Here is a 22469-nt window from a genome sequence, read left to right on the forward strand (position 1 = left end):
GCTCCAGTCCGGGCGGTGGGGTGGGCCAGCCGATCCGCTGCGTCGGCCAGATGGCCGGCCCACCCCGGCCTGACCGTGGGTGTCAGGCCGTCCCGCCGGCCCCGGTCCGTCGTTCCCCGGACCGGGGCCGAATCCCGGGGTGGGCGGTCCACGCCACCCACCCCGGGTCGTCTCAGCCGTTCGGGAACATGCTGCCGTAGTCGGCGTACGCCATGGCGACGTCAGCCTGTGCCCAGAACCGGTGGTAGTTGAACTCGGGCTCCGGACCACCGTCCAGGTACGCCTGCACCTTGGGCCAGTCCGGGTCGTTCTTGTAGAAGGACCGGATGTCCAGGAAGCTCTTGCCGGCGGCGATGGTGTCGCCGTTCGGCATCTTCCCGGTCCAACCCGATGGGACGTAGAGGCCCTGCCCGGTGGACGCGTTGTAGACGTCGTCGAAGCGCCGGTAGTCGCCACGCTTCTCGGTGGTGGAGACACCCTTGGCGTCGCTGGCGGCCGACAGCGCGTCGAGCAGCCCCTTGGCGGTGTCCTTCGCCGCCACGTTGCCCGACTTGGCCGCGTACGCGATCAGGATCCGGGCGTAGGCGGCGGTGACACCGACGTCCTGGCCCTTGCTGATGACCTCGACGTGCAGGCCGGTGTTGGGCTGCGGGTTGGACGGGTTCCAGGTGGTCGGCTGACCGGTCCACGCCATGTCCGACGGGATCGACCAGTTGGTGCCGAGGGTGGTGTTGGCGATCGCCCAGGGCACCCACTTGTCCAGCAGCGCCTTGGCCTTCGCGTTGCCGGTCTGCTGGTACAGCTCGGCGATGCGCTGCATCGACCAGGCCTGCATACCGAACCACTGGTTCGACGGCGGGTCGTTGTAGACCGGGTCGACGTCGTAGAACATGCCGTAGAAGGTGCTGGTACCGGCCGGCGGCTGGGCGTAGCTACCGTCCCAGCTGTTGGTGGCGCCACCGGCGATGCCGCCCTCGGCGGACTGCAACCAGGTGTAGAACTCCAGCTGCCGCTCGAAGCTCTTGGTCCAGTCGGCGGCCGCCGTCGCCGACTTCGGCGCCAGCTCCGGGGTGTTCGTCAGCGCCCAGGCCGCGAACGGGTTCTGGTAGCCGAAGTGGTTGTGGCTGGAGCCGATCCGCCAGGACCAGTTCTGGCTGGCGTCGTACGCGCCGCCCCAGGCGTAGTACCAGGACAGCAGGTAGTGCGCCGAGTCCCTGCCGCTGCCGGCGGGGCAGGTGCTGGCCCCGACGCAGTTGCCGATCTTCTTGAAGTACTTGTCGAACATCGCGTACCGCAGGTAGTCGCCCATCTTGGCGGCCTTGGTGATGGTGGCCGCGACGTCGGCCTGCTTGTTCTGCGCCTTGGACCAGGTCAGCGCCCAGTACGCGGCCTGCACGGCGCGGGCGTCGGCGTCCGGGGCGTTGGTGTACTTCCACTGCTTGGCGGGGGCGCCGGTGTCCTTGACGAACAGGTCGAGGTAGCCGTACTGACCGCCGTGCTTGAAGGTGTCGCAGGAGGGCTGCGGGATGGTCTCCCACACCGACTCCTGGGTGCCGCGCTGGAAGGTGTTGATGTAGGCCGGCTTGGTGGTGCCGTCACCGCAGCGGCCGAAGCCGTAGGTGTTGTCGACGTCCATCAGCCAGTGCATGCCGTAGATGTCGCCGGTGCCGTAGGTGGACTGCAGCTCCGAGCGGAGCGGGTCTTGGCCGACCGGGACGTTCGGGTTCAGCGCCGACGGGTACTGGCTGGGCAGGTTGAACTCCGCGGCGTACTGCGGCGTTCCGGCGGACCCAGCAGTTGGCTGGTCGGCGTGCGTGGGGATGATGTACTTCTCCATCACCGTCCAGGCGTTGTTGAACGGGGCCCAGTTCTGGGTGACCTTGCCGTAGTAGGCCTCCAGCCAGAGCCAGAAGCTGAACGCCTCGGAGGTGGTCTCGTGGCCGTGGTCGGGCGCCTCGACGATCAGCGTCTCCACCGAGTGGTACGGCACGCCCTCGGGGCTGAAGTAGCCCGAGTTCTTGATCTTGCCGTACTGCTCGAGGAACTTCGCGGTGTAGGCGTTGTCGCCGCCGGGGGTGTCGTTGTCGATCTCGGTGGCGCTGACCGCCAGCGAGGCCAGACCGGTGGCGGACGCGGTGATGGTGGCGGCGCCACCGACGGTGTCGGCGTCCTCCGCCGCGGCGACCGTGACGGTGACCCCGGTGTTCCAGTTGCTCGGGGTCAGCGTGACGGTGGCCGGCGAGACCGTGACGTCGGTGTCACCGGTGCGGGTGAGGGTGACCGGCACGTTGGCCGTCGGGGCGGCGCTGAGCTTGAGGTTGAAGGTGGCGCTGCCACCCTCGGCGACGCTCACCGCGGACGGGGTGGCGACCAGTGTCGGGCCGGTGGCGTTGCCGACGGTGAACGCCTTCTCGTCGACCCCGATGCCGTTGGCGTTGTCGTAGGCCTTGGCCTGGACGGTGTAGCTGCCGGCCGGCAGGTCCTCCTGCGTGTACACGTACGGAGCGGAGGTGTCGGTGTTGATCAGCAGGCCGTTGCGGTAGAACTCGACCTTGCTGATCGTCCCGTCCGGGTCGCTGGCGGTGGCCGTCAGCGGCACGTCGGCCGGCGCGGTGAACGGCCCGGTCGGCAGGCCGAGGGAGACCGTCGGCGGCTGGTTGGCCGGGGTGCCGTTGCAGGGGGTGCCGTTGAGCGTGAACGAGGTGGGCTTCGGGTTGCTGCCCGAGTGGGCGCCGTTGAAGCCGATGGTGGTGGAGGCCCCGGTGGCGAGGTTGCCGTTGTACGACTCGTTCGTCGCGGTGACCTCGCTGCCGGTCTGACTGAATCTGGCCGACCAACCCTGGGTGACCCGCTGACCGCTGGTCGGGAAGGTCCACTTGAGCGTCCAGTTGCTCACCGGGTCACCCAGGTTCTTGATGGTGACGTTCGCGGTGAAGCCGGTGTTCCAGTCGTTGGTCGCGTAGACCACGTCACAGGCGGGTGCGGCCTGTGCGGCGCCGGCGGGCAGGGTCACCCCGCCGATGGCCAGCAGCGCGGCGGCGGCGAGCGCCACGCGGCGGCGTATTGCCAGTTGTCTCATGTGCGCGGTGTCTCCTCGGACCAGGCCGGGATGGTCCCGGCGAGGCGCCTGCCCGCGAGGGTGGTGGTGGTCCGCGGGGATGTTGAGGCGCCGGGAAGGTGGTCTTCCCCGGGCCCGGCCGGGGTAGGGCGGTCGCGGCCCGCACGGGAGGGGTCCCGCCGGCTGCGCTCGGGTGACCGTGACCGGAGCTGACGCTGCCGGTTGCCCTCGGTGGACCCGCACTCACGCGATGTGGCTCCTGTCGCGTCGAATCGACAGTGTGCCATGGAAGCGCTCCCACAACAAGCGCACGGAGCGCTGGATCAGCTCCTTGTTTCGATCTCGTTTTGGGTCTTTCACAAAGGCGTGACGGGCGTTACAGTCGCAGCATCGGTCGATGGGAGCGCTTCCATCGACAAGGTTCCAACAAGAAGATCGCTGGGGTCGTCCTGACGAGCCCAGTGACCAGACCGAAGGCCGACGACGGGCCAGCCCGGACGCCGTCGTCAGCCATCGTCCCGCCACAGGGAGGGAGGTGGAACCAGAGCCACTCGCGTGGCCCGGCTCCCGCGCGACACGCACGGCAGGACCCAAATTCCGCCCGTGTGTGTGCAGTTACGGTGGGGACGGGGGTTGCCCTCCCCCGTCCCCACACTAAACCCCCGTACACGATAGGAAAAGAGGCCGACGGGACAGGCGCGCCGCGCCGCCCGGACGGCCTCGTTCGCTGCTCGGGGCCCACACCCGCCTCCCAACCGCCAGCGCCGGCCGTTCTGACGGCCGGCTGACCGGCTGGCAGCGCCTGCCCTATCATGGGAGCGCTCCCGAATCTTTCGGCGGTGGCCCCGTATCCATGAGGAGAATCCATGTCGATACCTACCGGGCCCGCCGGCCCGCTGCGCTTCCCGGACAACTTCGGCTGGGGCGCGGCCACCTCCGCCTACCAGATCGAGGGCGCCGCCAAGGAGGACGGGCGCGGCGAGTCGGTCTGGGACACCTTCAGCCGCGTCCCAGGTCGCACCCGCAACGGCGACACCGGCGACGTGGCCATCGACCACTACCACCGCTACGCCGAGGACCTCGACCTCATGCGCGACCTCGGGTTGCGCAGCTACCGCTTCTCCATCTCCTGGCCCCGGATCCAGCCCGACGGCACCGGCACGCCCAACCAACGCGGCCTCGACTTCTACCGCCGTCTCCTCGACGGCCTGCACGAGCGCGGCATCACCCCGATGGCCACCCTCTTCCACTGGGACCTCCCGCAGGCGCTCCAGGACGCCGGCGGCTGGGAGTCACGCGACACCGCCCACCGCTTCGCCGACTACGCCGACGTGCTCTTCCGCGCCCTCGGCGACCGGGTGCCGGCCTGGCTCACCATCAACGAACCCAAGACCGTGGTGCAGAACGGCTACCTCACCGGCCACCACGCCCCCGGGCGGCAGGACCCCGACGCCGCCTACCTGGTCGCCCACCACCTGCAACTCGCCCACGGGTACGCCGTCGCCGCGCTACGCGCCACCGGCAGCGACAGCCGCATCGGCCCCGCGCTCAACCTGCACCCCTGCTACCCCGCCGACGACTCCCCGCAGGCTGCCGCCGCCGCCCGCCTCTACGACGCCTACGAGAACCGCCTCTACCTCGACTCCCTGCTCAAGGGCAGCTACCCGGAGGACCTGCTGGCCGACCTGGGCCCGCAGAGCCGGATGGCCCAGGGCATCCGCGACGGCGACCTGGAAACCATCTCCGCGCCGGTCGACCTGCTGGCCGTGCAGTACTACACCCCGATCTACGTCACCGGCGACGGCGGCACCACGCACCGCTGGGAAACCTCCGAGGCCGAATGGCAGCAGATCTACCCCGAGGGGATGTACGACCTGCTGACCCGGATCACCCGCGAATACGGGCCGATCCCGATCACCATCACCGAGAACGGGCTGCCCACACCGGACACCCTGGGCGCGGACGACACCGTCCAGGACACCGGACGGATCAGGTTCCTGCGCGACCACCTCACCGCCGCACACCGGGCCATCGCCGAGGGAGTGCCGCTGGAGAGCTTCCACGTCTGGTCACTGCTCGACAACTTCGAGTGGGACCAGGGCTACGAGCAGCGCTGGGGCCTGGTCTACGTGGACTACGCCACCCAGCGCCGGGTGCTCAAGAACTCCGCCACCTGGTACCGCTCGGTCATCGCCGACGGCGGCTTCTGAGCGCGCCGCCACCCGGACGCCCGGGCCCGGACGGCTCGGCTCGGGTGAGCCGCGACCGTCCGGGCCTCGGCCGGCCCACTCAGCGGGGCAGCGCCTGCTGCAACTCCGCCCGCAACGCCGGGGTGAGCATCTCCCCCGCCTGCTTGGCCAACCGGGCCATCTCGTAGCCCACCACGCCGATGTCCGCGTCACCGGCGGCCAGCGTGGCCAGAATCGAACCGTCGCGGATCTGCATCACCAGGAAGTAGCCCCGGCCCATCTCGACCACCGTCTGCTTGACGACATCGCCGTCGAACATCGAGGCCGCGCCCGCGGTGATGCTCATCAGCCCGGAGGTCACCGCGGCGAGCTTGTCCGCGTTGTCACGCGGCAGGTGATCGGAGATCGCCACCAGCAGCCCGTCGGAGGAGACCACCACCGCGTGCGCCACACCCGGCACCCGCTCCGCGAACGCGCTCACCAGCCAGCTCAGGTCACGCGCCTCCTGGCTCAACGTCGTCACTGTCGTCGTCCCCCTTCGTCGTGCCCCCCGGACGGTGGCACAGGTATCTCGGTGGTGTCCTCAGCCTCGGCGCGCCGTACTCCGCTGTAGAGCCGCGAGAGCATGCCGCCGACCGCCTCCGGGTCCGGGTCGGTGCGGGTCGGTGCCGTCATCGGTTGCGCCGAACGGGTGACCGCGCTCAACTGCGCCATGGGCACCCGTACCGGCAATCCCCGCTCATTGGTGCCGGCGGTCACCGGGATCGCCGGTGGCGCCGCCGCGGCAGGCACCGCCGGTGCCGGGCCCTGCCGCGAATACCAGCCCCCGCCGGAACCGCGAGCGCCGGCGGGGGTCAACACGTCCTCGGCGCGCACCGGCACCGGGCGGCCCGGACGCGGCACGCCGACGCCCGGCGGACGGCCGGCCACCGGCAGGTCCCGCACCGCGCCGTTCACCATCGGGGCAGCGGCCGGTCGGGCGGCCCCGGGCTGCGGAACCACCCCTCGCGCCGCGCTCGCCGCCAGCATCCGCGCCGACGGGGGCGCGTCCAGCTCGACGCTGCCCGCCGGCGCCAGCAACTCCGCGGGCAGGGCGAGCCGAGCGACCAGGCCGTCCTCGCCGCCCGCCAACCGCACGCGGACGCTCAACCGGGCCGCGAGGTGACTGACCACGAAGAGCCCCATCCGCTCCACCGCCGCGACGTCCGCGGCCGGAGGGCTGGCCAGCACCTCGTTCGCCTGCACCAACGCGGTCGGGCTCATACCCAGACCCCGGTCGACGATCTCGATCAGCGCACCGCCCCCCTCGACCCGGGCGGTCACCACCACGACGGTGTCCGGCCGGGAGAAGGCCGTGGCGTTCTCCAGCAGCTCGGCCAGCAGGTGCACCAACTCGCCGACGGCGTGCCCGACAACGTGCACATCGGCGACCGACTCGATCCGGACCCGCTGGTACTGCTCGATCTCCGCGGCGGCGGCCAGCAGCACGGCACCGAGCCCGACCGGCCGGTTCCACCGGCGGGTGGAGTCGGTGCCGGCGAGCACCAGCAGACTCTCGTCGTTACGGCGCATCCGGGCGGCCAGGTGATCGAGCTTGAACAGGTTCTCCAGCTGGTCCGGGTCGCTCTCCTCGCGCTCCAGGTCGTCCAACAGCTCAAGCTGACGTTCCACCAGCACCTGGCTGCGGCGGGCCAGGTTGACGAACATCGCGTTGACGTTGCGCCGCATCAGCGCCTGCTCGACGGCGACCGTGACCGCGCTGCGGTGCACCGCCACGAACGCCTCGGCCAGCTCGCCGATCTCGTCGAGTGACCGGACCACCGCCGGCGCGACGTCGATGCGCGGCACCCCACCGGTGACGGTCTTCAGTCGGTCCAGAGCGTCCGGCAACTCGACCTGGGCGATCCGCAACGCCTGGCTGCGCAGCAGCCGCATCGACCGGGCGACCGAGCGACCGATGAGCAACGAGATCAGCAGTGCCGCCAGCAGGACCGTGACCACCCCGCCGACGACCAGCAGGGTCGTGCGCAGCTGATCGTCGCTGGCCTCCTCGGCCTGCCGGACAGCGTCGTCGAGCACCCCCGCCTCAAGCTGACGCAGCAGCTCCTGACGCTGCTGGCTGGCCGACCACCACTGCTCCGACGGCAGCACCTGCGGCGACGAGCCGCCGGAGGACAGGCTGCGCTCCTCCAACCCGGTGGCGACCAGGAACATCGGCGACACCGAGGTCTCGTCGTAGCGGCGGATCTGCTCACTGGTCGCGGCCACCCGGAACGCGCCGAGCGCGGTGAGTTGCTGACCGCGCAGGTCGGCGAGGACCACCCGGTCCTCGGTGCCGTACGCGCCGGCACGGGCAGCGGCGTAGAGCTGGGCCCCCACCCGGGAGGAGAGCTCCTTGACCCGGGCCAACTGGACGTAGCGCAGCACCGCGTCGTTCAACGCCGGCTGGTTCTGCCCCGGCGTCGGCTCGGCCAGCAGGTCGAGCAACGCCGCGACGGCCCGGTTGTAGTTGCCCAGGACGGTCTCGTTGCTGAGCACCGCCGGTGGGATCGCCGAGCGGATGTCGACCACCTGGTCGTACGTCTCCAACGCCTCGGAGAAGGCGACCCGCCAGGACGCGTCCGCGTCGGCCAACGGCTCGGCGGCCCGGCTGAGGTCCACGATGGCCTTGTCGGTGGCCTCCTGCAACGGCTTCAGGTCGTTCGCGGTGGCCTGCCGGTCACCACCTTTGCGCAGCTCGGCCAGCTCCCCCGCCGAGCGGTCCCGCTCCTGCTGGAGCTGGTGCACCGCCGCGGTGATCTGCCGGCCGATGCCGACCTGACTGGAGAAGTCGTTCAACGCCGTCGTCCGCCCCACCAGGGTGCTGGTCTGCACCCCGGCGAGCAGGAGGAACGCCATCGACGGCACCACGAGCACGGTGGCGAGCTTCGTGCTCATCCGCCAGTCGCGCAGCCGGAACGGCGACCGCCGTCGATGCGGAACAACTCGGACATCGAAGCGACGCCGGCGATGGTTCGACACCGCGCCGTTCGCCGGGTCGGGACCTGCCGCCACCCTGCCTCCTCCGTCCTACCGCGTCCACCGCGGTCGGGGGAGCGCAGTCCATCCAACCAGGCTCGGTACCGCTGTCAACGGCCCGGGCGAGGCCGAGGTTCAGGAAGGATACTGCGGGTGGGAACGTCCTGCCGTGGTCGGTAAAACCAGCTCGTCCGTCCGGCCGATGTCGGCGAGCTGGATCGCGTCACCGAAGCGCCCCAGCGCCACCAACGCGGCACCGGTGGCGCCGATCTCCGGGTTGCGCTGATGCGACACCGGGCGCGGGGCGAGCGCGGTCGCGAAGGCCTGCCGCCACCACACCGAGGCCGCCACCGCACCACCGCCCAACACCACGCCCACCGGCTTGTCGATTGTGGACTCCAGCACCCCGAGATCCTCGGCGACCAGCTCACACAACCCCTGCATCAGCCCAGCCAGGATGTCGACCGAGGTGGTGCTGAAACTCAGACCGCGCAGCTCACCACTGCCCGCCGGGGCCAGCCCCGGCGCCCGGTCGCCACCGAAGCGCGGGTTCGCCGGCCGGCCACCACCGGTCGGCACCAGCGCCAACGCCGCGTCCAGCTCGGCGCCCTGCGGCAACCGCAGCTCCCGGCTCGCCCAGGCGAAGAGGTTGCCCCCGTTGGCGTACGCGGCCCCGGTCACCACGTGCTCGTGGTCGACCCGGTAACGCCACAGCCGTTCGGGCAGGCGCGGCATCGGCTCGCCCGCCGGGATCCGCTGCATCAGCCGTACGGCAGCGGAGGTGCCCACCGTGACAGCGACCCGGCTCGGGTCGACGCAGCCCGAGCCGACGTTCGACGCCCCGCCGTCGCCCACCGGCGGCGACCAGCGGGCCTTCGCCAACTGCGGCCACCGACGAGCCAGGTCGACCCGGAGCCGGCCGTGCCAGGCCAGCTCACCCAGCGGCGGCAGCTCCGCCGGCCGCGCCTCGGCCAGCGTCAGCGCCTCCTCGTCCCAGCTGAGGGTGCGCAGATCCAGCAGACCGGTGCCGGATGCCTGGGAGATCGACATCGGCGCCGAGTCGAGCAACTCGCCCAGCACGTACTCGGGCAGACCCACGAACCGGGCGATCGGGGTGCCGGACTGCTCACGCAACCAGGGCAACCGCATCGACCAGTACGAACGGTGCCACCAGCAGCCGGTGCGCTGGTGGAAGCCATCCGGGTCGGCCGGCCCGGGGGTGCGCCCGACCGGGGCGGGCCGGGTGTCCAGCCAGGTGACCACCGGGCCCATCGGGGTGCCGTCGCGGTCCAACGGGAGCACCGAGTGCCACTGGGCGGAGACCGCCACCAGGCCGACGTCGTGCAGGTGCCCCGAGTCGGCCAACTCGTCCAGGCACTCGACCAGGCTGGCCAGATAGTCCCGACCGGACAGCGTGCCGGTGCCGTCGTCGCCGATGGCGAGGTCGATCTTGCGGCGGGCCAGAGCGCCGGGCAGCGGCTGGGTGTCCGCGTCCAGCACCAGCCCGCGTACCGAGGAGGTGCCCAGATCGAGCGCGAGAATGTTCATCGACGGTCAAGTTACCCCGTGCCAGCCGGCCGACGGGCGCGTAGGGTGGATCACATGCTCGCGCAGTTGACCATTTGGTGGCCCGCCGACCCGGCGGCCACCTCCCGCGCGTAGCTCCATCCACGCGGCCGCCATCGAGGCGGTCGCCGGATCTCCCGGCCGAAGGGCCGCCCGACGGCGGCACCCGGCCCGACGGAGACTCCGATGACCCACCTGACCGACCTGCTCGCCGCCGTCGCCCACGGCGTCGACCCCGGCCCCTTCGCGCTGCTACGCCGCGAGGGCGCGGACGAGCTGGACCTGTTTACCGGCCCGGTCCACACCGTCGAGCAGCTCAGCGACCTCCCGCTGCCGGCGGGCCCGCCCGGGGCGCGGACGCTGGCCCTGGTGCCGTACCGGCAGATCAGCGAGCGTGGCTTCGCCTGCGTCGACGACGCCGCCCCGCTGGAGTTCCTCCGGGTCCGTGAGCACCGACGGATCACCCTGACCGACGCCCTCGCCGCGCTGCCCGGCGAGCCGGTGCGCACCACCGACGCAGGCTTCGACGTCAGCGACGACGAGTACGCGCGGACCGTGCAGCGAGTGCTGTCCGAGGAGATCGGCCGCGGCGAGGGCGCGAACTTCGTCATCCACCGCGCCCTGCACGCCACCGTGCAGGGCTCACCGTTGGGGGCCGCGCTGGCCGCGCTCCGCCGGCTGCTGATCGCCGAGCGCGGCGCGTACTGGACGTTCGTGGTGCACACCGGCACCCGGACGCTGGTCGGCGCCAGCCCGGAGCGCCACGTCAGCGTCGACGACGGGCTGGTGATGATGAACCCGATCAGCGGCACCTTCCGCTGCCCCGGTGGCGTCGCGGACACCGCCGCGCTGCTGCGTTTCCTCGCCGACCCGAAGGAGATCGAAGAGCTCTACATGGTGCTCGACGAGGAGCTGAAGATGATGGCCGCCGTCGCCGAGCAGGGTGGCCAGGTCATCGGACCGCAGCTCAAGGAGATGTCGCACCTGGCGCACACCGAGTACCTGCTGGCCGGGCGAGGCACCCGCGACGTGCGGGAGGTGCTGCGCGAGACGATGTTCGCCCCCACCGTCACCGGCAGCCCGATCGAGAACGCCTGCCGGGTGATAGCCCGGCACGAGCGCCGGGGCCGGGGCTACTACGGGGGCGTGCTGGCGCTGCTCGGCCACGACGAGGCCGGCCGGCAGACGCTCGACGCCCCGATCCTGATCCGGACCGCCGAGATCTCCCCGACCGGCCGGCTGCGGGTGCCGGTCGGCGCGACCCTGGTCCGGCACTCGACGGCGGCCGGCGAGGTGGCCGAGACGCACGCCAAGGCCGCCGGGGTGCTGGCCGCGCTCGGCCTCGGGCCGGCGGCGTCCGTCGGCGACCGCAGGCCGGTCGCGCGGCTGGCCGACGACCCGGCGGTACGCGACGCGCTGGCCGCGCGCAACGCCCCGCTGGCACGGTTCTGGCTGGACCAGCGGTCACCGGACGCGCCCGGACTGCCGGGGCTGGTCGGCCGCCGAGCGTTGATCGTGGACGCCGAGGACACCTTCACCGCAATGCTGGCCCACCAACTGAGCGCGTTGGGCCTCGCGGTGACCACCCGCGCCTGGCACGCCAGCGGCCCGGTCGACGACTACGACCTGGTGGTCGCCGGTCCCGGGCCGGGCGACCCGGGCAGCGCGGACGAGCCGAAGATGCTGGCGCTGCGCAACCTGCTGACCGGGCTGCTGACCACCGGCCGTCCCACCCTCGCGGTCTGCCTCGGCCACCAGGTGCTGGCCGGGTTGCTGGGGCTGACACTGCACCGCCGGGACGCGCCCTACCAGGGGTTGCAGCGGGAGGTGACGGTGTTCGGCCGCACCCGCCGGGTGGGGTTCTACTCGACGTTCACCGCCCGCTCCGACGCCGACCGGCTGGCCACCGCGTACGGGCCGGTGGAGCTGGCCCGCGACCCGGACGACGGCGCCGTGCACGCCCTGCGGGGCCGCGGCTTCGCCGGGGTGCAGTTCCACGCCGAGTCGGTGCTCAGCCCCGACGGGCTCGCCGTGTTGAGCGAGTTGCTGACCGAGCTGCTGCCCGCGCCACACCCGGACGAGCTGTCCGCGACCCGCGAGGGCGCATGATCGTCCCGGCCCGGGGGTAGGGCTGGATGGACCGGTGGCGCGGACGGGCCGAGAGCCCCCGCCCGCGCCACCGGTCACCCTCGTTCGGTCAGCCGGACAGGCCCGCCTTGAGCGCGGTTCCCAGCAGCACGGCACGCCGGGCGGTCAGCGCGCAGGCCCCGAGCGCCACGGCGTCCGGGGCGATCTCCCCGTTGTTGCTGGTGTGCGAGGGACCGTACGGGTTGCCGGCGATGAACTGACTGGTGTCGGTGTAACCGGGGGTCACCACCACACCGCCCCAGTGGTAGAAGACGTTGAAGAGCGAGGTCAGCGTGGTCTCCTGCCCTCCGTGCGAGGTCGCCGTCGAGGTGAAGGCGGAGTAGACCTTGTTGGCCAGCGCGCCCTGGGCCCAGAGCGGGCCGGTGGTGTCGATGAACTGCTTCAACTGGGCGGCGATCATGCCGTACCGGGTCGGCGCGCCGAGGATCACCACGTCGGCCCAGGCCAGGTCGTCGATCATCGCCTCGGGCACGTCCTGCGTCTCCAGGTGGTGCGCCTGCCACCCGGAGTTGGAGCGGATCGCCTCGTCCGGCGCCAACTCGCGCACCTTGCGCAGGCGTACCTCGGCACCGGCGTCCCCGGCGGCCTCACACACGGCCTGCGCCATCTGGTATGTGATGCCGGTGGCGCTGTAGTAGATCACCGCTACCTTGGTCTGGGCAGCCATCAGAGTGTCCCCTTCTCGTCTCGGATCAGCTCCCGCGACTACCCGCTGCAGACGCGCTCTAACGACAGCCAGCGGGGCCGCCGGCTACCGGTTCGCCGGCTCAAGTTTTCCGCAACTTCCCGGTCGTTCCGGCCCGCCGCCACGCCCGGACGACGATCCTGGTGCCATCGGTGCCGGCGGGATCGAGCCGCCGCCCCGCACCGGGCACCTGAACGGGGGATCGCGCTCCGCCAGCAACGGCGCTGGCGTAGCGCGATCAGGGGACGATCAGCACTCCCCCGCTCCGGCTCAACGGACCAGGGTCGCCATCAACCGGTCCAGCTCGGCCGCCGGGTCGGCGGTGAGACCGGTGTGCACCGGCCCGGTCTGGATCATCGTGCTGCGCGGCGCGGCCAGCCAGTGGAACCGCTCACCGAGGCGCATCCGGGTCGCCGGCCCGTCACCGGAGCAGGTCCGGTCCCAGGAGTCGAGCACCGCGGCCACCGCCGGCAGGTCGACGTCGGGCGCCAGCGCGCGCACCCGATCGGCATCCAGGTGCGTGCGCGCGGCCAGGAAGTCGCGCTGCTGGCAGTAGAGCAACACCCCGACGTTGATCTGCTCACCGCGCTCGATGCGGGGCACGAGCCGGATCAGCGCGTACTCGAAGGGTTGCCTCATGCCCCGCTCCCCGATGGCAGCCAGTCGGCCGTGCGGGCGACCCGGCGGGACAGGTGATCCAGGTACGCGCCGCGCGCCGCGGCCGCCGTCTCGAAATCGGTGGCGGTCAACCACTCCCCCGGCACCTGGGCCAGCACCTCGGTGAGCAGCTCCGGGGTGACCTGGGGGGCCAGCTCGGCGTCCGCCTCGGCCAGCCTCGACGCGTACGGCGCCAGCACGTGGTCCTCCGCGCGGTAGGCCCGGTGCACGGCGGCCTCGGCACGCGGCCAGTTGTGGTGGAAGTACAGCGAGGCCCCGTGGTCGATGAGCCACAGCTCCCGGTGCCAGACGAGCAGGTTCGGGTTGCGCCAGCTCCGGTCGACGTTCTCCACGTACGCGTCGAACCAGAGCACCCGGGAGGCCAGCGCCGGGTCGACCGGGTGCGCCACCGGGTCGAAGCCCAGCGCACCGGGGAGGAAGTCCATCCCGAGGTTGGCGCCGCCGCTGCTGCGCAGCAGCTCCTGCACCTCCTGGTCGGGCTCGGCCCGCCCGATCACCGGGTCGACGTCGAGGACCACCAGCGGCGGCACCCGTAACCCCAGCCGTCGCGCCAGCTCACCGCAGATCACCTCGGCGATCAGCGCCTTGGGCCCCTGCCCGGCGCCTCGGAACTTCGCCACGTAGGTGCCCAGGTCGTCGGCCTCCACCACGCCCGGCAGCGACCCACCCTCGCGCAGCGGGGTGACGTAACGGATCGCGGTGACCTGGCGGAGCACGCCGCCCACCCTACTGTGGCCGGCCGGGACGGGTGGCGGGCCGGCCCAGACCGGCACGCGCGGGTCAGTCGAGCTTGTCGCGCAACTTGTCGACCTGGGTCTGCAGGCGGTCCACCGCGTTCTCGTTGTTGACGAACGTGGTGATACCCGCGGCCAGACCGAGCCCGATCAGCACGGCCAGGATGCTGAGCACCAGGCCGCCGATCGACACGCCACGACCGGTGACCCCGGGTCGACGCGCCATCTTGAGGCCGACGATGCCCAGGATGATCCCGATGATGCCGAGCACCAACCCCAGCCAGGCGAGGATCGCCGTCAACACGCTGAACAGAGCGGCCACCCCGAACACCAGTGCGAAGGTCGCGGCGGCGCTCGTCTTCGCGCGGGCGTCCCCCCGATGGCCACGGGACCCGGCCGTCACGCCGGCGCCCCGCGCCGGCTCGCTTGCGGCAGTCATGAGATTCCCTTCCGTACGCGCGGCGCGCGTACTTCCGGCGAGCCGCATTCCCCCGCCGACCGCCGTTACGCCTCCCACCAGCAGGAGTGTCGGTGCGCGGGCCTAGGCTGGCCGCCCGGCCACGAAAAGGAGCGCAGGATGCCTGTCGACCTCGGCGCGGCCGACGCGCTGGCGCTGCGGATGACCAGCCTGCTGCTGCGCCCGCACCCGAGCATCCGCCCCGGCACGGTCGCCGAGGTGGTCGAGTGGTTCGGCGCGATGCAGGCACAGGATCTGGCCAGCGGGCTGTGGTCGCTGGGCGCCCGGCTGCCCGGTCGCGGCGTGGCCGACGTGCAGGCGGCGTTGGAGCGGCGTGAGGCGCTGCGCACCTGGCCGATGCGGGGCACGGTGCATCTCGTTCCGTCCGCCGATGCCCGCTGGATGCTGGAGCTGACGGGCGTACGCTCCCTGGCCGGCGCGGCGACCCGGCGGGCGCAGCTCGGGCTGAGCGAGGCCGACGCGGACCGGGCGGTCGACGTCCTCGGCACCGCGTTGGCCGGCGGCGGTCGACTCACCCGCGCGCAGTGCCTCGCCGCTCTGCGGGCGGCCGGCCTGGGCACGGACGGGCAACGTGGCTACCACCTGCTGTGGTATGCGAGCGTGCGCGGCGTGACCTGCGTGGCGCCGAACGTCGGCACCGAGCAGACCTTCGCCCTGCTCGACGAGTGGGCGCCCACGTCCCAGCGGCTGGAGCGGGACGAGGCGCTGGCCCTGCTCGCCCACCGCTACGTCCGCGGGCACGGCCCGGTCACCGACCGCGAGTTCGCCGGGTGGAGTGGCCTCACAGTGACCGACGCCCGGCGCGGCCTGGCCGCCGCCGACGACGCGCTGAGCACGGTACGCGTCGACGGCACCGTGATGTACGCCGACGCGGCCCTGGCCGACGCGCCCCGCACCGCGCCGGACGACGTGTTGGCGCTGCCCGGCTTCGACGAGTACCTGCTCGGCTACCGCGACCGCACGTTGATGCTCGACCCCGCTCACCAGGCGGCCGTCGTGCCGGGCAACAACGGCATCTTCCAGGCCACAGTCGTCCGCGCCGGTCGGGTGGTGGGCGTGTGGAAACGCAAGATCGGCCGCACGGCGGTCACCGTGACGGTCCAGCCGCTCACCACACTCGACCCCGCCGCGCGGGCCCGGGTGGAGCAGGCACTCGGGCGCTACGCCGAATTTCTCGGGCTGCCGGCCCGCTTCGACTGGCTGACCTGACCCGGCGGCGTCACCGCTGCGGCGGCGACGGGTCGGCCGGTCGCGGGCGGGCGGCGCTGAGCAGGTCGACGATCCGGGCCACCCGGGGGTCCGCGCGGATCTGCGCCACGCTGGCCGGCAGCGGCAGCCGCCAGTTCGGATACTCGTCGACGGTGCCCGGCATGTTGGGTTGGCGCACCTCGCCCAGCACGTCGTAGAGGGAGACGCCGAGCAGCCGGGTCGGGCTGGCCGCGAGCGCCGCGTGCATCGCCACCACCACCTCGCCGTCGTCGGGTGCCGCGCCCGCGTCGGGCAGCGCCGAACCGGAATCCGTCCTTTGCTCTGCACCCGCGGAGGCGACAGGGACGGCCGGTGGCCGCGGGGTCGGCTCGGGCAGCAGATTCTCGGCACGCAACATGCCCAGCAGCCGGTCCCGGTCGGCGGCGGCGCGGGCCCGCTCCACCGCCACGTCGGTGCCGAGCAGCTTCAGCTCGTCGCGCACCCGCACGTGCTCACCGGTCAGGAAGCCCGGCGCGGTGGGCAGGTCGTGGGTGGAGATGGTGGCGAGGGCGTTGCGCGGCCACCGGGCCGGCGGAACGAAGTCCCCGGCCTCGTCGCGCGCGAACCACAGCACCGTCGAGCCGAGCATGTTGCGCCCCCGCAACCCTCGGGTCACCGCCGGTTGGACCGTACCGAGATCCTCACCGACCACCACCGCGCCGGCCCGGTGCGCCTCCAACGCGAGGATGCCCAGCATCGCCTCGGCGTCGTAGCGCACGTAGGTGCCCTCGGCCGCACCGCCGCCCGGAGGCACCCACCACAGTCGCCACAGACCGGCGACGTGGTCGACCCGCAGGCCCCCCGCGTGCCGCAGGACGCGGCGCAACATGTCCCGGTACGCGGCGTACCCGGTGGCGGCGAGGCGGTCCGGGCGCCACGCGGCGAGCCCCCAGTCCTGGCCGAGCTGGTTGAAGTCGTCCGGTGGCGCGCCGACCCGCACGCCCTGGGCCAGCACGTCGGCGAGCTGCCACCCGTCCGCGCCGCCCGGGTCGATGCCGACAGCCAGATCGTGCACGACACCGACCGGCATCCCCGCCTCGCGGGCCGCCGCCGTGACGGCGTCGAGCTGCTCGTCGCAGAGGTGTTGCAGCCAGGCGTGAAAGGCGACCCGGTCGGCGAGACGCCGACGCTGCTCGGCGACCGCCGGCGCGTCCGGGTGGTGCAGTTCCGCCGGCCAGGCCCGCCAGTCGTTGCCGTGCCGCTCGGCGAGCGCGCACCAGGTGGCAAAGCTGGTCAGCGCCGGGTCCGCGGCAAGGTCCACCGGCTGGGCGTACGGGTGCAGCAACTCCAGCGCGCTCCGCTTGGCGGCCCACACCTCGTCATAGTCGATCAGGGGCCCGCGGTCGGGGCGCAGCGCGTCGACCACCGCCCGGGTGGCCGCGTCCGCCGCCCGGTACGCGGCGGTGTCGCTGACCCGCAGGTAGAGCGGATTGACGAAGCGTCGACTGGCCGGCGAATACGGTGAGGTGGCCACGGGGTGCGCCGGCCCGACCGCGTGCAGCGGGTTGAGCAGCACCAGCCCCGCCCCGTTGGCACCGGCCCACCCGGTGAACTCGGCGAGATCACCGAGGTCTCCCATGCCCCAGGAACGCTCCGACGTGAGCGCGTAGAGCTGGAGCATCCACCCCCAGCTGGACGGCGGCACCGGCAGCCGACGCGGCACCACCACCAGTGTGACCTCGCGGTCGGCGCAGGCCAGCCGGTGCCAACCCAGCGGCAGGTCCGCCGGCAGCTCGCCGTCGACCGCACGGCGGCTACCGTCCTCCAGGGTCACCATCCCCGGGCCGGGCAGCGCCCGGCCGTGACCACGGGTGAGCACGACCGTGTCCGGAAGGGCGTTCCGGTCGACCGCACGGGCGGCGGCGAGCGCGTCGGCGATCGCCGACGGGCTGGTGGCGTCCACGCCGAGCAGCCCCAGCACACCCACCACTGTCCGCGGTGCGACCTCGACACGGCGGTGCCGCCAGTCCTCGTACCAGGTGGAAACACCGTGCGCGTTGGCCAGCGCGGCCAATCGTCGGTCCATGTGCCCCCCGCTCCACAACGCGACCCGAGACCACCTTCCCACGCCCACCCCCACCCCGCAGAACACGCACCCCACGCCCCCGCGCGCCCCCCGCCCCCGCCCGCGCCCGCCCCCGCGCCCCGCCCCCGCCCCGCCGATCTTGCACTTTCTGTCCCGACACAAGGGGCATTCCACCTGTATCGACAACCGAAAGTGCAAGATCGGCGCGTGAAGGAGCGCGCGGAGAACGGCGCGCGGGGGGAGCGCGGGGGGCGCGGGGAAGGGCGAGGGGCGCGGGGAGGGTTGTTAGGCGGCTAGGGCGCCGGCGGCTCGGCCCTCCTGCAGGGTCAGGTTGCGGCCGTTGGCCGGGTCGAACAGGTGGATCTTCTCCAGGTTGAACCAGACCCGCCTCGTCTGCCCCTCGGCCACCGGGGACTCGGCGGACAACCGGGTCACCAGGTTGCCACCGGCACCGGCGAAGTCGGCGGCGCCGGCGTCGGCAGCCAACTCCTCCAACTCGGCGGCGCTGGCCTTCTCCCCCTCGACGGTGAAGTAGACGTACTTGTCCGAGCCCATCGACTCGACGATGTCCACCGGCGCCTCGAACTCCATTCCCCGCCGACGGGTGTCGTCGTCGACCAGTTCGGCGTCCTCGAAGTGCTCGGGCCGAATGCCGAGGATCAGCTCGCGGGGCGCGTCGGCCGTCTCCAGCTCCCGGCGGACCCGGTCACCGATCGGCACGGTACCCAGGGCGGTGTGCAGCTCGCCGTCCTGCACGGCGGCGTGCAGGAAGTTCATCGACGGCGAGCCGATGAAGCCGGCCACGAAGAGGTTCTTCGGGTGGTCGTACAGCTCCTGCGGCGGCCCGACCTGCTGCACCGCGCCCCCGCGCATGATCACCACGCGGTCGCCGAGGGTCATCGCCTCGGTCTGGTCGTGGGTGACGTAGACGGTGGTGGTGCCGAGCTGCTTCTGCAGGCGGGACACCACGGTACGCATCTGCACCCGCAGCTTGGCGTCGAGGTTGGACAACGGCTCGTCCATCAGGAACGCCTTCGGTTGGCGGACGATCGCCCGGCCCATCGCCACCCGCTGACGCTGGCCACCGGAGAGATTGGCCGGCTTGCGGTCCAGCAGCGAGGTCAGCTCCAGCACCTTCGCCGCCTCGTCGACCTTGCGGTCGATGGTCTCCTTGTCGAGCTTCGCCAGGCGCAGCGGGAACGCCATGTTCTCCCGCACCGTCATGTTGGGGTACAGCGCGTACGACTGGAACACCATGGCGATGTCCCGGTCCCGGGGGGCCTTGTCGTTGACCCGCTGCCCGGCGATGCGCAGCTCACCGGAGCTGATGTCCTCCAGCCCGGCGATCATGTTGAGGGTGGTGGACTTGCCGCAGCCCGAGGGCCCGACCAGGATCACGAACTCGCCGTCGGCGATCTCCAGGTCGACGTCCTGCACGGCGACGGTCCCGTCCGGGAAGCTCTTGCTCACCTTGTCCAGCACGATGTCAGCCATGACTACCCACCTATCCCTTGACCGCGCCGGAGGTCAGACCGGACACGATGCGACGCTGGAAGAAGAGAACGAACAGGATGATCGGAACGGTGATCACCACGGCGGCGGCGCAGATCGCCCCGGTGGGGTCCTCGAACTGCGACGCTCCGGTGAAGAACGACAACGCGGCCGGCACCGTGCGGGACCGCTCGGTCGAGGTCAGCGAGATCGCGAACAGGAAGTCGTTCCAGCAGAAGATGAAGACCAGGATCGCCGTGGTGAACAGCCCGGGTGCGGCCAGTGGCGCGATCACCCGCCGGAACGCCTGCCCCTGGGTGGCGCCGTCCATCTTCGCGGCCTTCTCCAGGTCCCACGGGATCTGCTTGAAGAACGCCGACAGTGTGTAGATCGCCAGCGGCAGCGCGAAGGTGATGTACGGCAGGATCAGCCCCGGCCAGGTGTCGAAGATCCCCAGCTGTCGCTCGATCTCGAACAGCGGCGACACCAGTGACACCTGCGGGAACATCGCGATCAGCAGGGAGACACCGACCAGCAGCTTCTTACCGGGGAAGTCCAGCCGGCTGATCGCGTACGCGGCCATCGCGCCGAGCACCACCGCGATCAGCGTGGCGATCAGCGCGATGCCGATCGAGTTGACCAGCGCCCGGACGAACTGGTCGGTGTCGAAGATGGTCCGGTAGTTGTCCAGCGTCCACTCCCGGGGGATGAAGTTCCCGTCGGTGAGGGTCGCCGGCGTCTTGAACGACAGCGACGCGATCCACAGCACCGGGACCAGCGCGAAGACGACCACGAGGACGTCGAGCAGACCCCAGCGCAGCTTTGCCCTGGTCGTGGTTTCGACAGCCATGTCAGCGCCTCTCCCCGTCGTCGCTGCCCGGGGCAGCGGTGCCGAACAGCTTCACGAAGACGAAAGCGATGATCGCCACGGTGATGAAGATCAGCACCGACATCGTCGAGCCGATGCCGAGGTTGAGACCCCGGATCAGGTTGTTGTAGGCGAGCATCGACACCGACGAGGTCTCGTTGCCTCCGGCGGTCAACACGAAGATGTTGTCGAAGACCCGGAACGCGTCCAGGGTGCGGAACAGCAACGCGACCAGGATCGCCGGCTTCATCACCGGCAGCATCACCTTGGTGAACTTCTGCCAGGCGGTCGCGCCGTCGGTGGAGGCCGCCTTGAGCAGGTCCTCCGGGACGAGCGCCAGCCCGGCCATCAGCAGCAGCGCCATGAACGGGGTGGTCTTCCAGATCTCCGCCAGCATGATGATCGCCAGGGAGCTGGCCCGCTCGGTGAGCGGCGCGCCGTCGCTGAACAGGTCGGCCAGGTAGCCGGTGCCGGGCGTCCAGGCGTACCGCCAGGAGAACGCGGCGACCACCGTGACGATCCCGTACGGGATCAGCGCCGAGGTGCGGACCAGGCCGCGCCCGACGATGGTGCGGTGCATGATGATCGCCAGGCCCATGCCGAGCACCAGCTCGACGGCGACGGTGACCACCGTGATCAGCGAGGTCACCCCGAACGCCGTCCACCAGAACTCGTTGGTGAGCACGGTGACGTAGTTCTCCAGCCCGATGAACTCACGCTGGTCGGGGAAGCGCAGGTCGAAGCGCTGCAACGACAGCCAGACCGAGTAGATGATCGGGTACGCGGTCACCGCGATCATGACCAGCGCGGCCGGCGCGCAGAGCAGCAGACCGAGCCGGCGTTCGGCCTTCTTGTTCTCGCTCAACGGCGGCTTGCCACGGCTGCCGCGTTGCTTCGGTACGGAGGCGGGCCGCTGGGTTTCCTCGGCGGCGACCTCGGCGGCGGACGGGCTGGCGTTGATACTCACGGCAGGACCCCCTTGGACTGGAGGGCGTCGGCGATGGCGTCACGCAGCTCGTCGGCGGTCTGCTGCGGGCGGATGCCGGACGGCGGCGAAAGGATCGCCGACATCACTGTGGAGATGCTCTGGTAGGCGGGGGTCAGCGGACGCGTCGCCGGTTCCTTCAGCTCCTCCAGGATGGTGTCCTTCATCGGGTACGCCTCGGTCATCTCCGGGTCGTCGAAGACCGCCTCGATGGTCGGCGGCACACCGTCGTTGATGGCGGAGAACTTCTGGTGCTCGGCGCTGCGGATGCACCGGGCCGCCTCGAAGGACTGCTCCGGGTGCGTGGAGTAGGAGCTGACCGCCAGGTTGACCCCACCGATGGTGACCTTGCTGGGGGTGCCCTCGTCGATGCCCGGGATCCGGGCCCAGCCGACCTGCTTGGCCAGGTCCGGGTTCGCCTCCTGCAGAGCCGGGTAGACGAACGGCCAGTTCACCTGGAACGCGCCCGCGCCGGACTGGAACTCCAGCCGGACGGGGTCCTCGGTGGCGTTGCTGAACGACGGCGACGTCACGCCCGACGTGGCGAACTTCTTCAGCTGCTCCAACGCCCGGACCGTGCCCTCGTCCATCTCGGCCTTCGTGCCGTCGTCGTTGAGGATCTTCCCGCCGGCGCTTTCGGCGAGGGTGTTGTAGAGGACGACCAGGCCCTCGTACTGCGCGCCCATGGTGAGCACCTGGTACGGCTTGCCCTGGTCCTTGAGCTGCTGGGCCGCGCTGATCATCTGGTCCCAGGTGGTCGGCGGCTGCGGCACCAGGTCCTTGCGGTACCAGAGCAGCTGGACGTTGGTGTTCTTCGGCGCCGCGTACAACTTGTCCTTGTAGCGGGCGGTGTCCAACGGCCCGGCGAGCGTGCCCTGCTCGATGTCGGCCTTGTCCTGGCCGGTCCACTCGCGGATCCAGTCGGCGCTGGCGAACTCCTGGGTCCAGGTGACGTCCAGCCCGAGCAGATCCATCCCGTTGTCCTCGGCGGCCAGCCGGCGCACCATCTGCACCCGCTGGTCGTCGGCCTGCCGGGGCAGCACCCGGTAGGCGATCTCGTAGCGTCCCTGGGCCTGCGCGTTGCAGTCGTCGACGACCTTCTGCAGGTTCTGCTCGGGCGGGTAGTACAGGTTGATCGTCGGTGGGCCACCAGCGTCGTCCGCGCCGCATGCGGCCAGCGGCGCCACGAGTGCCAGCGCGGCGGCCGCCGCGCCCAGCCGTGCTACCGGCCGGCGTCGGTGTCGAGCCGTTTCGGGGTCCGTCATCGCCCTCCCCCTCTCCTCGGCGAAAGACCGGG

At 71.5% G+C, this 22469-nt stretch carries 16 protein-coding genes; 3 read left to right on the top strand and 13 right to left on the bottom strand.

The features are described 5' to 3' along the window. Window positions 1-172 precede the first annotated feature (172 nt). Window positions 173-3079 carry a glycoside hydrolase family 48 protein gene (locus AB0877_RS12440; protein ID WP_366608656.1) on the bottom strand — a complete coding sequence of 969 codons (2907 nt, stop codon included), beginning with the start codon at window positions 3077-3079 and terminating at the stop codon, window positions 173-175. 845 nt (window positions 3080-3924) lie between these two features. Here AB0877_RS12440 and AB0877_RS12445 point away from each other — a divergent pair. Next, window positions 3925-5268 (top strand): GH1 family beta-glucosidase, encoded by a 1344-nt coding sequence (locus AB0877_RS12445; protein WP_366608657.1) that lies wholly within the window; start codon window positions 3925-3927, stop codon window positions 5266-5268. 79 nt (window positions 5269-5347) lie between these two features. On the opposite strand, the gene AB0877_RS12450 is transcribed toward AB0877_RS12445, so the two are convergent. From AB0877_RS12450 to AB0877_RS12460, 3 genes are all read right to left on the bottom strand, one after another. Then, window positions 5348-5761, bottom strand: coding sequence for a roadblock/LC7 domain-containing protein (locus AB0877_RS12450; protein WP_196925059.1), 414 nt, complete (start codon window positions 5759-5761; stop codon window positions 5348-5350). A 5-nt stretch (window positions 5762-5766) separates the two neighbouring features. Next, window positions 5767-8301, bottom strand: coding sequence for a nitrate- and nitrite sensing domain-containing protein (locus AB0877_RS12455; RefSeq protein WP_366608658.1), 2535 nt, complete (start codon window positions 8299-8301; stop codon window positions 5767-5769). 99 nt (window positions 8302-8400) lie between these two features. After that, a complete protein-coding gene (locus AB0877_RS12460; protein WP_366608659.1) occupies window positions 8401-9813 on the bottom strand; it encodes an FGGY family carbohydrate kinase in 1413 nt (470 codons plus the stop codon). Window positions 9814-10017: 204 nt separating this feature from the next. Between AB0877_RS12460 and AB0877_RS12465 the strand changes: the two genes are divergently transcribed. Continuing rightward, entirely contained in the window at window positions 10018-11940 is a 1923-nt protein-coding gene (locus AB0877_RS12465; RefSeq protein ID WP_366608660.1) for an anthranilate synthase family protein, read from the top strand. 88 nt (window positions 11941-12028) lie between these two features. Here AB0877_RS12465 and wrbA read toward each other — a convergent pair whose 3' ends face one another. The 4 genes from wrbA to AB0877_RS12485 form a co-directional block, all read right to left on the bottom strand. Further along, entirely contained in the window at window positions 12029-12646 is a 618-nt protein-coding gene (gene wrbA / locus AB0877_RS12470; RefSeq protein ID WP_366608661.1) for an NAD(P)H:quinone oxidoreductase, read from the bottom strand. A gap of 288 nt (window positions 12647-12934) precedes the next feature. Further along, entirely contained in the window at window positions 12935-13303 is a 369-nt protein-coding gene (locus AB0877_RS12475; protein WP_366608662.1) for a DUF3037 domain-containing protein, read from the bottom strand. Then, window positions 13300-14058 (bottom strand): HipA family kinase, encoded by a 759-nt coding sequence (locus tag AB0877_RS12480; protein WP_366608663.1) that lies wholly within the window; start codon window positions 14056-14058, stop codon window positions 13300-13302. The genes AB0877_RS12475 and AB0877_RS12480 overlap by 4 nt, the downstream gene beginning before the upstream one ends. A gap of 64 nt (window positions 14059-14122) precedes the next feature. Then, entirely contained in the window at window positions 14123-14515 is a 393-nt protein-coding gene (locus AB0877_RS12485) for a hypothetical protein (protein WP_357201651.1), read from the bottom strand. Between the two features lie 138 nt (window positions 14516-14653). Between AB0877_RS12485 and AB0877_RS12490 the strand changes: the two genes are divergently transcribed. Beyond that, window positions 14654-15763 (top strand): winged helix DNA-binding domain-containing protein, encoded by a 1110-nt coding sequence (locus AB0877_RS12490; RefSeq protein WP_366608664.1) that lies wholly within the window; start codon window positions 14654-14656, stop codon window positions 15761-15763. 10 nt (window positions 15764-15773) lie between these two features. On the opposite strand, the gene malQ is transcribed toward AB0877_RS12490, so the two are convergent. The 5 genes from malQ to AB0877_RS12515 all read right to left on the bottom strand — a co-directional run bounded on the left by malQ (window position 15774) and on the right by AB0877_RS12515 (window position 22437). Next, window positions 15774-17828, bottom strand: a complete 2055-nt coding sequence (gene malQ, locus AB0877_RS12495) for a 4-alpha-glucanotransferase (RefSeq protein ID WP_366608665.1) — start codon at window positions 17826-17828, stop codon at window positions 15774-15776. 285 nt (window positions 17829-18113) lie between these two features. After that, window positions 18114-19322, bottom strand: a complete 1209-nt coding sequence (gene ugpC / locus AB0877_RS12500) for a sn-glycerol-3-phosphate ABC transporter ATP-binding protein UgpC (RefSeq protein WP_366608666.1) — start codon at window positions 19320-19322, stop codon at window positions 18114-18116. A 10-nt stretch (window positions 19323-19332) separates the two neighbouring features. Then, on the bottom strand, window positions 19333-20169 hold the full coding sequence (locus AB0877_RS12505) for a carbohydrate ABC transporter permease (RefSeq protein ID WP_366608667.1): 837 nt from the start codon (window positions 20167-20169) through the stop codon (window positions 19333-19335). 1 nt (window position 20170) lies between these two features. Further along, on the bottom strand, window positions 20171-21154 hold the full coding sequence (locus tag AB0877_RS12510) for a sugar ABC transporter permease (RefSeq protein ID WP_366608668.1): 984 nt from the start codon (window positions 21152-21154) through the stop codon (window positions 20171-20173). After that, complete coding sequence (locus AB0877_RS12515) at window positions 21151-22437, bottom strand: ABC transporter substrate-binding protein (RefSeq protein ID WP_366608669.1); 1287 nt, start codon at window positions 22435-22437, stop codon at window positions 21151-21153. The genes AB0877_RS12510 and AB0877_RS12515 overlap by 4 nt, the downstream gene beginning before the upstream one ends. Window positions 22438-22469: the final 32 nt, after the last annotated feature.

It is taken from the genome of Micromonospora sp. NPDC047644, assembly GCF_040704315.1.
Lineage (GTDB): Bacteria > Actinomycetota > Actinomycetes > Mycobacteriales > Micromonosporaceae > Micromonospora.

Coding starts and splice junctions, on each gene's coding strand:
- AB0877_RS12440 (WP_366608656.1), bottom strand. CDS start 3,079: ATGAGACAACTGGCAATACGCCGCCGCGTGGCGCTCGCCGCCGCCGCG.
- AB0877_RS12445 (WP_366608657.1), top strand. CDS start 3,925: ATGTCGATACCTACCGGGCCCGCCGGCCCGCTGCGCTTCCCGGACAAC.
- AB0877_RS12460 (WP_366608659.1), bottom strand. CDS start 9,813: ATGAACATTCTCGCGCTCGATCTGGGCACCTCCTCGGTACGCGGGCTG.
- AB0877_RS12465 (WP_366608660.1), top strand. CDS start 10,018: ATGACCCACCTGACCGACCTGCTCGCCGCCGTCGCCCACGGCGTCGAC.
- wrbA (WP_366608661.1), bottom strand. CDS start 12,646: ATGGCTGCCCAGACCAAGGTAGCGGTGATCTACTACAGCGCCACCGGC.
- AB0877_RS12475 (WP_366608662.1), bottom strand. CDS start 13,303: ATGAGGCAACCCTTCGAGTACGCGCTGATCCGGCTCGTGCCCCGCATC.
- AB0877_RS12485 (WP_357201651.1), bottom strand. CDS start 14,515: ATGACTGCCGCAAGCGAGCCGGCGCGGGGCGCCGGCGTGACGGCCGGG.
- AB0877_RS12490 (WP_366608664.1), top strand. CDS start 14,654: ATGCCTGTCGACCTCGGCGCGGCCGACGCGCTGGCGCTGCGGATGACC.
- malQ (WP_366608665.1), bottom strand. CDS start 17,828: ATGGACCGACGATTGGCCGCGCTGGCCAACGCGCACGGTGTTTCCACC.
- ugpC (WP_366608666.1), bottom strand. CDS start 19,322: ATGGCTGACATCGTGCTGGACAAGGTGAGCAAGAGCTTCCCGGACGGG.
- AB0877_RS12505 (WP_366608667.1), bottom strand. CDS start 20,169: ATGGCTGTCGAAACCACGACCAGGGCAAAGCTGCGCTGGGGTCTGCTC.
- AB0877_RS12515 (WP_366608669.1), bottom strand. CDS start 22,437: ATGACGGACCCCGAAACGGCTCGACACCGACGCCGGCCGGTAGCACGG.